Origin of the sequence: Nonomuraea sp. NPDC048892 (assembly GCF_040649735.1) — a bacterium.
In the GTDB taxonomy this organism is placed as follows: domain Bacteria; phylum Actinomycetota; class Actinomycetes; order Streptosporangiales; family Streptosporangiaceae; genus Nonomuraea; species Nonomuraea maheshkhaliensis.
The window spans coordinates 263575-277969 of record NZ_JBEZFZ010000002.1 but is presented as its reverse complement, the minus strand read 5'-3'; the positions used below and the strand labels follow the sequence as shown (position 1 = coordinate 277969).

Annotated in this window: 10 protein-coding genes; 9 read left to right on the top strand and 1 reads right to left on the bottom strand. The window is 72.6% G+C overall.

What is annotated here, in order from left to right; all coding sequences use genetic code 11:
* Window positions 1–109: 109 nt before the first annotated feature.
* The gene (locus AB0C28_RS06755; RefSeq protein WP_357841467.1) at window positions 110–1459 is read left to right on the top strand and encodes a potassium transporter TrkG; all 1350 of its coding nucleotides are present in this window, start codon (window positions 110–112) and stop codon (window positions 1457–1459) included.
* On the top strand, window positions 1452–2114 hold the full coding sequence (locus AB0C28_RS06750) for a TrkA family potassium uptake protein (RefSeq protein WP_181308564.1): 663 nt from the start codon (window positions 1452–1454) through the stop codon (window positions 2112–2114). Before AB0C28_RS06755 ends, AB0C28_RS06750 begins: the two co-directional genes overlap by 8 nt.
* Window positions 2115–2184: 70 nt before the next feature.
* Here the strand turns inward: AB0C28_RS06750 and AB0C28_RS06745 are convergent, their stop codons facing one another.
* The gene (locus AB0C28_RS06745; RefSeq protein ID WP_358073299.1) at window positions 2185–2835 is read right to left on the bottom strand and encodes an alpha/beta fold hydrolase; all 651 of its coding nucleotides are present in this window, start codon (window positions 2833–2835) and stop codon (window positions 2185–2187) included.
* A 156-nt stretch (window positions 2836–2991) separates the two neighbouring features.
* Between AB0C28_RS06745 and AB0C28_RS06740 the strand changes: the two genes are divergently transcribed.
* The 7 genes from AB0C28_RS06740 (at window position 2992) to AB0C28_RS06710 (ending at window position 14395) form a co-directional block, all read left to right on the top strand.
* On the top strand, window positions 2992–3768 hold the full coding sequence (locus tag AB0C28_RS06740; protein WP_358073298.1) for a helix-turn-helix domain-containing protein: 777 nt from the start codon (window positions 2992–2994) through the stop codon (window positions 3766–3768).
* A gap of 22 nt (window positions 3769–3790) precedes the next feature.
* Window positions 3791–4234: a CBS domain-containing protein gene (locus AB0C28_RS06735; RefSeq protein ID WP_357841458.1), complete on the top strand. Its 444-nt coding sequence runs from the start codon at window positions 3791–3793 to the stop codon at window positions 4232–4234.
* Between the two features lie 159 nt (window positions 4235–4393).
* Entirely contained in the window at window positions 4394–5047 is a 654-nt protein-coding gene (locus AB0C28_RS06730; protein WP_358073297.1) for a TetR/AcrR family transcriptional regulator, read from the top strand.
* A 104-nt stretch (window positions 5048–5151) separates the two neighbouring features.
* Window positions 5152–5517, top strand: a complete 366-nt coding sequence (locus AB0C28_RS06725; protein WP_357841452.1) for an STAS domain-containing protein — start codon at window positions 5152–5154, stop codon at window positions 5515–5517.
* Window positions 5518–5820: 303 nt separating this feature from the next.
* On the top strand, window positions 5821–9792 hold the full coding sequence (locus tag AB0C28_RS06720) for a HAMP domain-containing protein (RefSeq protein WP_358073296.1): 3972 nt from the start codon (window positions 5821–5823) through the stop codon (window positions 9790–9792).
* Window positions 9789–12071, top strand: coding sequence for a SpoIIE family protein phosphatase (locus AB0C28_RS06715; protein WP_358073295.1), 2283 nt, complete (start codon window positions 9789–9791; stop codon window positions 12069–12071). Before AB0C28_RS06720 ends, AB0C28_RS06715 begins: the two co-directional genes overlap by 4 nt.
* A gap of 212 nt (window positions 12072–12283) precedes the next feature.
* Complete coding sequence (locus AB0C28_RS06710) at window positions 12284–14395, top strand: DEAD/DEAH box helicase (protein WP_358073294.1); 2112 nt, start codon at window positions 12284–12286, stop codon at window positions 14393–14395.

Genomic DNA, 14395 nt, shown 5'->3' with positions numbered 1-14395 from the left:
GGAGCCGGCGCCAGAACCGCTGCCGGGGCCGCTGCGAGGGCCACTGCCCGAGCCGGCGGTGGGGCACGCGCGAGTGCCACGGTGACGGCTGCCGCCGCAAGGCGCGGTGGTGAGCGTGCGACTGCCCTTCACCTTCCGCTTCCGGCAGCCGGCCCAGGTCGTCGTGGCCGGGTTCGGCCTGGTCATCGCGGTCGGCACACTCCTGCTCGCCCTGCCGGTCGCCAGCGCGTCCGGCGAGTCGGCGGGCTGGATGGCGGCGCTGTTCACCTCGACGTCGGCCGTGTGCGTGACCGGGCTGGCCGTCGTCGACACCGAGTCGCACTGGTCGGCGTTCGGCGAGGTGGTGATCGCCGGGCTGGTCCAGGTGGGCGGTCTCGGCATCATGACGCTGGCCACCCTGTTCATGCTGCTCGTGTCGGGCCGGTTAGGACTGCGGGCCAGGATCGCGGCCCAGGCCGAGACCAAGACGCTGAGCATGAGCGACGTGCGCCGGGTCGTGCGCAAGGTGGTGCTGTTCAGCCTGCTGTGCGAGAGCGTGGCCGCCGCCGTCCTGGCCGCGCGTTTCCTCATCGGGTACGGCGAGCCGTTCGGCCGCGCTCTCTACCTGGGCGCCTTCCACGCGGTCACCGCGTTCAACAACGCCGGCTTCGCCCTCTGGCCGGACAGCCTGGTCCGGTTCGTGTCGGACCCCTGGATCTGCCTGACGATCGCGTTCGCCTGCATCGTCGGCGGGCTCGGCTTCCCCGTCGTGTTCGAGCTGGCCCACGCCTGGCGCCACCCGCGCAAATGGTCGGTGCTGACCAGGATCACGGTCGGCACGAGCCTGGCCCTGCTGCTGCTCGGCACCCTGGTCTTCCTGGCCACCGAGTGGAGCAACCCGGGGACGCTCGGGCGGCTCGACGACCCGGGCAAGGTGCTGGCGGCGTTCTTCACCGCCGTCATGCCGCGCTCGGCCGGGTTCAACACCCTCGACATCACCCAGCTGTACCCGTCGAGCTGGCTGGCCACCGACCTGCTGATGTTCATCGGCGGCGGCAGCGCGGGCACGGCGGGCGGCATCAAGGTCACCACGATCGGGCTGCTGGCCTTCGTCGTGTGGGCGGAGATGCGCGGCGAGAGCCGGGTCAACGTCGGCCGGCGCAGGCTGCCGGACACCACCCAGCGCCAGGCCGTCACGATCACGACGCTGGGGGTGGCGCTCGTGGGGCTGGCCACGTACCTGCTGCTCGCCCTCACCCCGCACGGCCTCGACGTGGTGCTCTTCGAGGTGATCTCGGCGTTCGGCACGGCGGGCATGACCACCGGCATCACCGCGAGCCTCGGCACGGCCGGCCACCTGCTGCTGGTCGTGCTCATGTTCATCGGCCGGATCGGCCCGCTCACGCTGGGCTCCGCGCTGGCCCTCAACACGCGCGCACGACACTACGAACTACCCGAGGAGCGAGTCATCGTTGGTTGAGTACAAGGGCGACCCGGTGGTCGTCATCGGGCTGGGCCGGTTCGGCACGTCGCTGGCCCTGGAGCTCACCCGGCGCGGCACCGAGGTCCTGGCCATCGACCACCGGCCGAAGATCACGCAGAGCCTGGCCGGACACATCACCCAGATCGCCACCGCCGACGCCACCGACATGGAGGCGCTGCGCCAGCTCGGCGTCCCCGACTTCTACCAGGCGGTCGTGGCCGTCGGCAGCGACATCGAGGCCAGCATCCTGACCACGTCGCTGCTGGCCGAGCTGGAGATCAACGACATCTGGGCCAAGGCGATCAGCACCCAGCACGGCCGCATCCTGAGCCGCATCGGCGCCCACCACGTCGTCTTCCCCGAGCACGACATGGGCGAGCGGGTGGCCCACCTGGTCAGCGGGCGCCTGCTCGACTACATGCAGGTGGACGAGAGCTTCGCGCTGGCCAAGACGCGCCCGCCGAAGGAGTACGTGGGAGTGCCGCTGGGCCGCTCCAACCTGCGCCGCAAGTACGGCGTCACGATCGTGGCGGTGAAGCCGCCCGGCGAGGACTTCACGTACGCGACGGCCGACACGGAGCTGACCTACGGCGACATCGTCCTGGTCTCGGGACGGACCGAGCAGGTCGAACGCTTCGCCGAGCTGCCCTGAGGAAGATCACCGGCGGAGCGGGGGCGTGCCCGGAGGCGGGCCTGCGCGCGATCTGGGCGGGTCGTCCCGTTCAGTCCGCGCGTGCGGCGTGGCGGGCGGTGAAGGTCAGGAGGGACGCGGCCGTACGGGGCGGGTCCTCCAGGATCGGTGAGTGCCCGAGGTCGGGCAGCAGCTCCACCCTCGCGCCGGGGACGACGCGGTAGCGGTCGGCCGACGATGACCGCCACCTGCGGTCGTCCGCGCCGAAGAGCACCAGGAGCGGCTTGCCCAGCTCCGCCAGCCGCTCAGGGAGCGCCCGCCGCGCCAGGTATTCGCTGGTGGCCGCCATCGTCGCGGTGAGGCTGTGGTAGGTCATGGCCCGCAACTCGGCGAGGGCGGTGGCGGCCACGCCGCCACTGGAGTGGCCGGCGACCACGGCCCGCCGGACGCCGAGCAGGTCCATGACGGCGGCGACCCGGCGCGCCTGGCCGGGCAGCGCGTAGTGGTCTCCGTGCGGTTTCGCCGACCGGCCGTGCCCGAGCAGGTCGATCCGGATGACGCGGTGGGATCCGGTCAGCAGCGGGACCAGCGCGTCCCACGAACGGGCCGAGGACGCGGATCCGTGGACGAGCAGGAGCACGGGGGCGTCGCGCGGGCCGTCCTGGCACCCGTGGACGTCCCCGCCGTCCACGGGCAGCAGCGAGCTCTCCGTCGTATGCGATGTGCTGTCGGAAGGAGTCATGGCGCCACTGTGGCCGCCGGTGGGTGGCGGCGTCTTGAACGAATGTTCCCTTCGCCCGGCTCGCGTAGCATGGCCCGGTGCGTAGGTTCGTGCACGGTGTGGCGGAGTGGGGGGGTCCCGCGCCCGCGCCGGCCCAGCCGGGCGGCCGGAGTGACCATGGCCGGGTTCCGCGTCGGCGACCTGCACGCGCTCAGGATGGTCCCGCACCCGGCCGTGACGCTACTGCTCGACTTCGGCGCCGGCACGTCCGTGGTGGACTGCGGCGCCGGGCGGCGGCAGCGGGGCTGCCTCGTCGCCGGGCCCGGCTTCGGCTCAGGCGGCACGGCACGGGCGCGGGGCGAGAACGTCGAGTGCGTGCAGGTGCGCCTGTCGCCCGTCGTCGCACGGGCGGTCCTGGGCGTCTCCCCCGCCGAGCTCGACGGAGACCTGGTCGCCCTCGACGACCTGTGGGGACGGGACGTGCCGCGCATCCGTGAACGGCTGAGCGAGGCCGCGTCCTGGCCGGAACGCTTCGCGCTGACCGAGGCGCTGCTGGCCCGCCGCCGCGCGTGCGGGCCGCCGGTGGACCCCGAGGTGGCCTGGGCCTGGCGGCGGATCGTGGCCGGTCACGGCCTGCTCCGGGTGGACGGGCTGGCGGACGAGGTCGGGTGGAGCCGTAAGCGCCTGTGGTCCAGGTTCAGGTCCCAGCTCGGGCTGGCTCCGAAACGGGCCGCGACGCTGGTCCGCTTCGACGAGGCCGCGCACCGCCTGGTCGCCGGTGAGCCCGCGGCCGCCGTCGCGGCGGGCACCGGGTACGCCGACCAGTCCCACCTGCACCGGGACGTCATGGCGTTCACCGGGACGACCCCCGCGGCCGTGGCCGGCGAGACGTTCCTGGCGGTCGACGACCTCGCCTGGGCCTGGCCGGGAACACCGGCCGCGCAGGTTGGCTAGGCTGGCCCGCGGAGGATCACTGATGCGCGCACGCGATCTCGCCGTCGAGTTCCCGACGGTCACCCTCGACACCCCGGCGCTTGAGGCCGCCAAGCTGCTGGCGGACCTGGATCTGCCGGGCCTCATCCTGGTGGACGAGAGCGGCCGGCCGCACAGCATCCTGCCCGGCACGCAGGTGCTGCGGCTGGCGGTGCCGGCGTACTGCCAGGACGATCCGGCGCTGGCGCGGGTGGTGGACGAGGCACACGCGGACCGGTTCCTGCACCGGCTCGGCGGCAAGAGCGTCCGGGAGTGCCTGCCCGAGCAGCGGCGCGAGCTGCCGGTGGCGGATCCGGACGCGACCGTGCTGGAGCTGGCGGCGCTGATGGCGCGGACGCACAGCCCGCTGGTGGCGGTGGTGGAGGGTGATCGCCTGATCGGGGCGGTGACCCTGCAGTCCCTTCTCGACCGGGCACTGCTGCTCTGACGAAGGCGCCCCTGGGCACGGCCTTCGGCAGAACAGGTGCCGGTCAAGGGCGATGCCTACCGGAACGGGTGCCGGTCAACGGTGGTGCCTAACGGAACCGGTGCCGGTCAAGGGTGGTGCCTGCGGAAACGGGTGCGGACGGGGTCGTAGGCTGGTCCCATGGTCAGGACCGCGGCACGTCAGCCCGTACCCGCCCGGCACGCGGAGGCCGAGCGGGACGTCGCCGCGATCCTCGACGCCGCGACCAGGCTGCTCAGCGCCGATCCCACGGCCGGCATGACCGACGTCGCAGAGGCGGCCGGCGTGGGCCTGCCCGTCCTCTACCGCCACTTCCCCTCGCGGGAGGCGCTGGTCGGCGCCGTGCTCGACCGGGCGGTGGACCTGACGGACGCCGCGCTGGAGCACGAGTGCATCGACGCGGCGCCGGCCCCAGAGGCGATGGCCGGGCTGCTCCGATCGGCGTGGGAGGTGCTCGACCGGCATCGCCGTCTGTTCCTGGCCGCGGACCGGGCGCCGGCCACCGATCCGGTCGGGGAGCGGAACAGGGAGCGGCACGAGCGCCCGCTGCGCCACGTGCGGCGGCTCATCGAGCGCGGCAGGCGCGACGGCGACTTCCGGCACGACCTGCCGCTGCCGTGGCTGGTGACCACGTTCTTCGCGATCATCCACGCCGCCGCGCGGGAGCGGGACGCGGGGCGGCTGAAGCCGGAGGAGGTCGAGCACGTGCTGGTCACCACGATGTCGTCGCTGCTCGCGCCCGGCCCGGCAGACGGCCCGGCAGACGGCCTGACCCGGCCTGACCCGACGCCATGACCCGGCCTGACCCGACGGCATGAACGCGGGATGTCGCGGGCGAGTCCGGCGGTCTATATTTCGTTGATGGCCGCATTATCCCGGCGAGAGCGGTGACCCCGCCGATGCCGTCCCTGACGCTGGCGTACCAGCACCTGCCCGAGGTGACCGTGATCGCCGTGACCGGCGAGATGGACGCCACCAACCGGGCGCAGCTCGAAGGTCATCTGCGCGAGGTCAGGCGGAGCCCGGCCGAGACCCTGGTGTTCGACCTGTCGGGAGTGCCGTTCATGGACAGCTCGGGCCTGCACGTCCTGCTGATGTGCGCCACCGACTGCCTCAGGCAGGGCGGGGCGGTGCACCTGGCCGGCGTGCAGCCGCTGCCCTCCCGGCTCTTCGAGATCACGGGGGTGGTGGCGCACCTGCCGCTGCACGACACGGTCGAGCAGGCCGTGGCCGCCGCCGCCCGCTCCTCCCAGCCCTCCCTCTGAGCAGGGCTGAAGGGCCTGGCCGCGGCGACGGGATGTGCGGGTGAGAGTGTTCTCACCACCCGTACACGTCCTGTGATAGATAGATGACAACTCGCGGCTAGCGCGCGCGGCGGGCACGTCCGGCTACTCTCTCCGCTACCTGAGCAACTCAGGCACGCAGGACCGGTATCCATCCTCTCCCTCCGGGGAGAGGCGCTCTGCTTCATCGCCGATCGCCCGCCGAGGAGGATTCCTCTTGAGGTCTTACGCATCGCGCAGACGTTCCGTCCCGCAGCACCTTTCCGCGTTGCTCAAGGAGATGCGATGAGCGATCCCAGCGTCGGCTCGTCCCGTTCGGCGGCACGGGTCAAGCGCCCCAGAGGCTCAGGCGAGGCCGGCGAGGAGCAGGAGCTGCGCCGGCTGCTGGCCGGGCTGACCGCCGTCAGGGACGGCGACTTCCGTACCAGGCTGCCCGACGACGCCGACGGGCTGCTCGGCGAGATCGCCTCGGTGTTCAACGGCATGGTCGACCAGCTCTCGCTGTTCACCTCCGAGGTGACGAGGGTGGCGCGGGAGGTCGGCACGGACGGGCGGCTCGGCGGGCAGGCCGACGTGCCGGCGGTGTCCGGCACGTGGAAGGACCTCACCGAGTCCGTCAACGCCATGGCGGGCAACCTCACCGACCAGGTACGCAGCATCGCCCAGGTCACCACGGCGGTGGCCAAGGGCGACCTGTCGCAGAAGATCACCGTGCACGCGCGCGGCGAGATCCTGGAGCTGAAGAACACCGTCAACACGATGGTGGACCAGCTCTCGTCGTTCGCCGACGAGGTCACCAGGGTGGCCCGCGAGGTCGGCACCGAGGGCCAATTAGGCGGCCAGGCCGACGTCAAGGGCGTGGCCGGCACCTGGCGGGCGCTGACCGACTCGGTGAACTTCATGGCCGGCAACCTCACCGACCAGGTGCGCAACATCTCGCAGGTGGCCACCGCCGTCGCGCGCGGCGACCTGTCGCAGCGCATCACGGTGTCGGCGCGGGGCGAGATCCTGGAGCTGAAGAACACCCTGAACACGATGGTGGACCAGCTCTCGTCGTTCGCCGACGAGGTCACCAGGGTCGCCCGCGAGGTCGGCACCGAGGGCAACCTGGGCGGCCAGGCCACGGTCAGGGGCGTGTCCGGCACGTGGAAGGACCTGACGGAGAACGTCAACGTCATGGCCTCAAACCTGACCAACCAGGTACGCAGCATCGCCCAGGTGGCCACCGCCGTGGCCCGCGGCGACCTGTCGCAGAAGATCACGGTCGAGGCGAAGGGCGAGGTCGCGGCACTCGCCCAGACGATCAACACCATGGTCGACACGCTGGGCGCGTTCGCCGACGAGGTGACCAGGGTGGCCCGGGAGGTCGGCACCGAGGGGCAGCTCGGCGGGCAGGCGCGGGTCCCCAACGTGGCCGGCACGTGGAAGAACCTCACCGACAACGTCAACTCGATGGCCGACAACCTGACCAACCAGGTCCGCAGCATCGCCCAGGTCACCACGGCCGTGGCCAGGGGCGACCTGACCCGCAAGATCGACGTGGACGCCCGCGGCGAGATCCTCGAACTCAAGACCACGATCAACACGATGGTCGACCAGCTGTCGTCGTTCGCCGCCGAGGTCACCAGGGTGGCCCGGGAGGTCGGCAGCGAGGGCAGGCTCGGCGGCCAGGCCGAGGTCGAGGGCGTGTCCGGCACGTGGAAGCGGCTGACGGAGAACGTCAACGAGCTGGCGGGCAACCTGACCCGCCAAGTCCGCGCCATCGCCGAGGTGACCAGCGCCGTCACCTCCGGCGACATGACCAGGTCCATCACCGTGGACGCCGAGGGCGAGCTGGCGGACCTGAAGGACAACATCAACTCGATGGTGAAGTCCCTGCGCGAGACGACCAGCGCCAACGAGCAGCAGGACTGGCTCAAGTCCAACCTGGCCCGCATGTCCGGGCTGATGCAGGGCCACCGCGATCTGGCCGCCGTGGCCGAGCTGGTGATGAACGAGCTGGCGCCGCTGGTCGCGGCCCAGTACGGCGCGTTCTTCCTGGCCGAGGAGAGCGAGCTGCAGCTCATCAGCGCGTACGGCTATCCGGTGGCCCCCGATCGCCCGGCCCGGTTCAAGCTGGGCGAGGCGCTGGTCGGGCAGGCGGCGCGCAGCCGCAGGACGATCGCGATGACCGACCTGCCGCCCGGCTACATCACGATCTCCTCCGGGCTCGGCCGGACGGAGCCGACATCGGTGATCGTGCTGCCCATCGTGGTGGAGGAGCAGGTGCTGGGTGTGATCGAGCTGGCCTCGGTGCAGGCGTTCACGCCGGTGCACCGGGCCTTCCTCGACCAGCTCATGGAGACGATCGGCGTCAACCTCAACACGATCGTGGCCAACGCGCGCACCGACGAGCTGCTCAAGGAGTCGCAGCGGCTGGCCGTGGAGCTGCAGGCCCGTTCGGAGGAGTTGCAGCAGCAGCAGGAGGAGCTGCAGCGCTCCAACGCCGAGCTGGAGGAGAAGGCCACCCTGCTGGTCCGCCAGAACCAGGACATCGAGACCAAGAACCTGGAGATCGAGCAGGCCAGGCAGGAGCTGGAGGAGCGGGCGCACCAGTTGTCGCTGGCGTCCACGTACAAGAGCGAGTTTCTGGCGAACATGAGCCACGAGCTGCGCACGCCGCTCAACTCGCTGCTCATCCTGGCTCAGCTGCTGGCGCAGAACCACACCCGCAACCTGACGCCCAAGCAGGTCGAGTACGCCGGGATCATCCACTCGGCCGGCTCCGACCTGCTGCAGCTGATCAACGACATCCTCGACCTGTCGAAGGTCGAGGCGGGCAAGATGGACATCAACCCCGAGTGGGTGCAGCTGCCGCAGCTGCTCGACTACGTCGAGGCCACGTTCCGGCCGATGACCGGCCAGAAGAGCCTCGACTTCCGCGTCACCACCGCGCCGAACGTGCCCGCCGAGCTGCTCACCGACGACTCGCGGCTGCGCCAGGTGCTGCGCAACCTGCTCTCCAACGCGGTCAAGTTCACCGAGACGGGCAGCGTGGAGCTGCGCATCGAGCCGGCCGCCGCCAGTGAGCTGCCGCCGTCGGTGCGCCCGAACGGGCCGGCGATCGCGCTGCGGGTGATCGACACCGGCGTGGGCATCCCCGAGCAGCAGCTTGAGGTGATCTTCGGGGCGTTCCAGCAGGCGGACGGCACCACCAGCCGCAAGTACGGCGGCACGGGGCTGGGCCTGTCGATCTGCCGCGAGATCGCGTACCTGCTGGGCGGGGCCATCACCGTGCACAGCACGCCGGGGCAGGGCAGCGTGTTCAGCCTGTATCTGCCGGTGGCGCGGCCCGGGTTCGACGCCCAGGTGGCCGTGGTGCCCGCGGAGAAGCGGCAGAGCGCGCAGCTCGCGGAGGGTGCGCCGATGGCGGCGCGGCGGCTGCTGGTCATCGAGGAGCGACAGCACGGGCTGCTGTCGCTGGTGACCGAGAGCGTCGTGGGTGACCTGGCGAGCGCGCACCATCTCGGCGGCTCGCTGGAGGTCGTGACGGCGGCCGGGGCCGAAGAGGCGGGCCGGGTGCTGCTGGCCGGCGAGACCTGCCACTGCATCGTCATCAATCTCGACATGCCCGACATCTCGGCATATCGACTGTTGGAGGTCATGGACGGGGACGCGCGCCTGCACGGCGTGCCCGTGCTGGCGTACAACAACTGGCGCTCCCACCCGCAGCAGGAGGTGAGCCTGGCCAACCAGCCGCTCGAACTGCTGTCCAGCCTCGACGAGCTGCGCGAGCGCATCGCCCTGCACCTGACCGCCAACCAGCCCGGCGACGTGCTGCCCCTGGTCAGGAGCGGCGCCGTGACCGCGGCGGAGGGCCGGGAGATCGACAACACCCTGGCCGGCCGCACGGTCCTGGTCGTGGACGACGACGCCCGCAACCTCTACGCCCTCACCAGCATGCTGGAGATCCACGGCATCAACGTGCTGCACGCCGAGAACGGCCGCAAGGGCATCGACACGCTGACCGCCCACGAGGAGACCGACCTGATCCTGATGGACGTCATGATGCCGGAGATGGACGGCTACACGGCCACCGAGACGATCAGAGCCATGCCGCAATACGCCGACCTGCCCATCATCGCGGTCACCGCCAAGGCGATGCCGGGCGACCAGGAGAAGAGCCTGGCGGCGGGGGCCAGCGACTACGTCACCAAACCGGTCGACGCCGACCATCTCATCGAGCGCATCCAGCACTGGATGGACCCGTCCCGATGACGGGCCACTCCCACCCCTCGCGGGCCGAACCCGGCCTGGACCGGCTGGCGGCGACCGTCGAACGGCTGCGCCGCGAGGCCGAGCGCACCCGGCGCGAGGCCGACGACCGCGCCCTGATCGAGCTGGCCAAGGGCGTCCTGATCGAGCGGCTCGGATGCGGGCCCGCGCAGGCGGCCGAGCAACTGGCCACGCTCGCCGCCAAGGCGGGCGTCTCCCGGCTGGAGGTCGCCGCCGACGTGCTGCGCGCGGTGGCCGGCGACCGCATCGGCGCGGCCGGCGAGGCCGATCCCGAGGCCGCGGTACGGCTGCGCGTGGCCGAGAGTGCGGCACTCGGGGCCCCCGACACCCAGGCGGCCGCCGCGGGACTCCTGGAGCACGCGCTCGCCCCGCTGGGGGCCACGGCGGTGGCGGTGTGGGCGGCCGAGCCCGGCGGCGCCCTCACCCTGGCCGGCTACGCGGGCTTCGGCACCGAGGAGGCACGGCGCTGGCGGCACGTGCCGCCCGGCGTGCTCACCCCGGCCGGGCGGTCGCTGACCGAGCGGCGCATGATCTGGCATCCCGACTCCAGCCTGCCCGCCATCGGCCGCCCCACCTCCGCCGGCGGCCGGGTCACCGTGCCCATGACCTCGGCCGGGCGGCAGCTCGGCGTGCTGGAGATCTGCTGGCCGCGCGCGCTGCCGCCGCGTCCGCCCAGGATCGAGCGGCAGATCGAGGCGCTGGCCGAGCTGTGCGCGCACACGCTGGACGCGCCGTTCGCGACTCTCGCGCCCGCCACGCCCGCCAGGACGGAGATCGTGGACCTGGCCGACACGCTGCCCGATCCGGCGGTGGTGCTGCGGGCGCACCTGGGCGCGGACGGCGAGCCGGCCGACTTCCGCGTCCGGCACGTCAACGAGCGGATCACCGCCGGTGACGGGCTCCTGCTGGAGGCGTACCCGCTGGTGCCCGGCTCGCTGCTGCTGGAGGTCTGCCCCGTGGCCGCCGAGGACCTGTTCGCGCGGCTGGAGCACGTCCACGCCACCGGCCGGCCCTTCCGCGCGGAACGCATGCCGTTCGGCCTGACCACGACCGGCGTGGCCGACGTCAGCATCACCCGCCACGGCGACAGCCTGCTGCTGGTGTGGCGCGAGCACGACGAGGACGCCCGGCTGGCGGGGCTGCTGGAGCACGCGCAGCGGCTGGGCCGCATCGGGGGCTTCGAGGAGAACGCGCTCACCGGACAGATCACCTGGAACGCCCAGCTCTACTCCCTGTACGGCCTCACGCCCGGCGACCCGCCGATCCCCCTGGAACGCCTGCGCGACCACGCCCACCCCGACGACGAGGTGGCCCTGGGCCGCTTCCTGCGCACGGTGCTGCACCACCGGCGCTTCTCGGCCACGGCGTTCCGGCTCCAGCGCGCCGACGGGGTGGACCGCCACATGCGGGTGGTGGCCGAGCCGGTCTTCGGGCCCGACGGGCGGCTGATGGCGGTCAGGGGGGCGTACCAGGACATCTCCTCTCAGCACTGGACGGAGGTCGCGCTTGCCGTCACCCGCGACCAGCTCGCCCACACCGAGGAGCAGTCGGCCGCGCGCGACCGCCTGGCCCTGCAGCTGCAGCAGGCCATCATGCCGCCCTCGCACGGCCGGATCGACTCGCTCGGGCTGCGCATCGCCGTCCGCTACCGGCCCGCGCAGAAGGAGCACCTGGTCGGCGGCGACTGGTACGACGCGGTCGCGCTCCCCTCGCGGCAGGTGCTGCTGTCGGTGGGCGACGTGGCCGGGCACGGCGTGGAGGGGGCCACGGGCATGGTGATCCTGCGCAACGCGCTGCGCGGCCTGGCCGCCACCGGGGCGGGCCCGGCCCAGCTCCTGTCCTGGCTCAACCAGGTCGCCCACCACCTCGCCGACCGCATGACCGCCACCGCCGTCTGCGGCCTGTACGACCCGCCGACCAGGACCCTGCGCTGGGCCAGGGCAGGCCACCTTCCGCCCATCCTGCTGCGCGAGGGCGACGGGACGGAGCTGGCGCAGGTCAAGGGGCCGCTGCTGGGGGCGTTCACCGACGCCAGGTACGAGGAGGGGCTGGTACGGCTGCGGGCCGGCGACACGCTGCTCATGTACACCGACGGGCTGATCGAGCGACGCGACCACAACCTGCGGCACGCCCAGGACCGGCTGCTGGCCATCGCCAGACGGCCGGCGGCCACCCTCGACCACCGCCTCGACGACCTGCTCACCCACTGCAACTCCGACACCGACGACGACACCTGCCTCATCGGCGTGCACGTCACCTGACCGCGTCACCTGACCGCGTCACCCGACCGCGTCACCCGACTGCGGGGCCCGGCAGCGGGACCCGGCAGCGGGACCCGGCAGCGGGACCCGACGATGGGGCCGGGCCGCCGGATCGGGGCTGCCGGATCGGGGCCGTCAGGGCAGGCCGGCGAGGCGGAGGCCGTACCGCTGGGGATTTCGTGCGGCGGCCCGGCTGGGGCATGCTTGATCCGGTGGACTTCCATGACGCGGACCGGCTGCTGGCCGACGCACGCGCGCTGCTCGACGAGCACGGCTCGGTGCGCGCGCAGGCCGCGCACGCGCTCGACGCACTGCGCCGCGACCTGGCCAGGGCCGGGCTGGAGGCCGTGCCCGTCTCCCGGCTGAAGGACGTGACCGACGGGCGGCTGCGCGTCGGCACGCTGGAGAAGGCCGGATACACGACGGTGCGGCAGGTGCTGGAGACGACGCCGTACCAGCTGCAGCTGCTGCCGGGGATCGGCGCGCGCACGGCGGGGCAGATCCACGCGGCCGCCCGGCAGATCGAGCAGGCCGCCGCCGAGGCCGCCGGCCTGCGGCTCGACGTGGACCAGCCCGACCACCACACCACCGAGCTGGTGATCGCCCTGCACCGCCTGGTGAACGTGGGCCCCGACCTGCCGCGCGCCCTCGGCGCCGCCCGCGACGTGGCCGGGCGGCTGGAGCCGCTGCTGGCCGAGGCGCGCCCGGCGCGCAGCCGGCTGCGGATGGCGCTCACCCTCCCCCGGCGGCGCCGGCGGGCGCGCGCGGCGGTGGCGGCGATCGAGGAGCTGCTGGCCGGGTTCGGGGAGCGGCTGCTGCTCACGCAGGTCACCACCGACCTGCTGCGACCGGCGGCGCGGGACTTCGAGGCGTGGGCGGACTTCGAATCCCGTTCGCCGGAATATTTCGGCTTACTGGCGGAGATGGCCGGGGAGCCGCTCGGGCGTGAGCAGGGGCTGCTGCCCGACGACCTGGCCGCCAAGGTCGCGGCGCAACCGCTCGACGACGCCCACCGGCGCGTGTCGCTGCGCGGCTACCAGGCGTTCGGGGCACGGTTCGCGCTCGCGCAGGAGCGGGTGATCATCGGCGACGAGATGGGGCTGGGCAAGTCGATCGAGGCCATCGCGGCGCTGGCGCACCTGCGGGCGGGCGGGGAGACGCACTTCCTGGTGGCCTGCCCGGCGAGCGTACTGATCAACTGGGTACGCGAGATCGAGACGCGCAGCACGCTGGGCGCGTACCCGCTGCACGGGCCCGACCGGCTCGCCGCCCTGCGGGAGTGGACCCGCGCCGGCGGCGTGGCCGTGGTCACCTTGGACAGCCTGCACCGCCTGGAGCCCGGCACGACGGGCGTGCCCGAGGTGGGCATGCTGGTCGTGGACGAGGCGCACTACGTCAAGAATCCGGAGACCAGGCGCTCGCGGGCGGTCGCCGCGTGGTGCGGGCGGGCGCGGCGGGTGCTGTTCCTGACCGGGACGCCGATGGAGAACCGGGTCGAGGAGTTCAGGACGCTGATCGGCTACCTGCGGCCCGAGCTGGCGGCGGGGCTGCGCAGCAGTGACGTGGTGGCGGGTGCGCAGGCGTTCCGCAAGGCGGTCGCGCCCGTCTACCTGCGGCGCAACCAGCAGGACGTGCTGTCGGAGCTGCCCGAGCGGGTGGAGGCCGACGAGTGGGTGGAGTTCAGCGGCGCCGACTTCGAGGCCTACCGGCGGGCGGTGGCCGAGGGCAACTTCATGGCCATGCGGCGCGCCGCGTACGCCGAGCCGGCCACCTCCGCCAAGCTCAAGCGCCTGCTCGAACTGGTCGAGGACGCCGAGGCCAACGGGCTGAAGGTGGTCGTGTTCTCCTACTTCAAGGCGGTGCTGGCGGCCGTGGGCGACGCGCTGGACGGGCGGGCGCACGGGCCGCTGTCCGGTGGCATGGCGGCGGAGCGGCGCCAGCAGGTGGTGGACGACTTCTCGGCCGCCGCCGGGCACGCGGTGCTGCTCAGCCAGGTGCAGGCGGGCGGGGTGGGGCTCAACCTCCAGGCGGCGTCGGTCGTGATCCTGTGCGAGCCGCAGGTCAAGCCCAGCATGGAGACGCAGGCGGCGGGCCGGGCGCACCGGATGGGGCAGGTACGCCGGGTGCAGGTGCACCGGCTGCTCAGCGTGGACTCGGTCGACCAGCGCATGCTGGACATCCTGCGGCGCAAGTCGAAGCTGTTCGACGCCTACGCCAGGCGCAGCGACCTGGCCGAGTCGTCGGGTGACGCGGTGGACGTGTCGGAGCAGTCGCTGGCACGCCAGGTCGTGGATGAGGAACAGCGCCGCCTGCTGCCCTCCTGA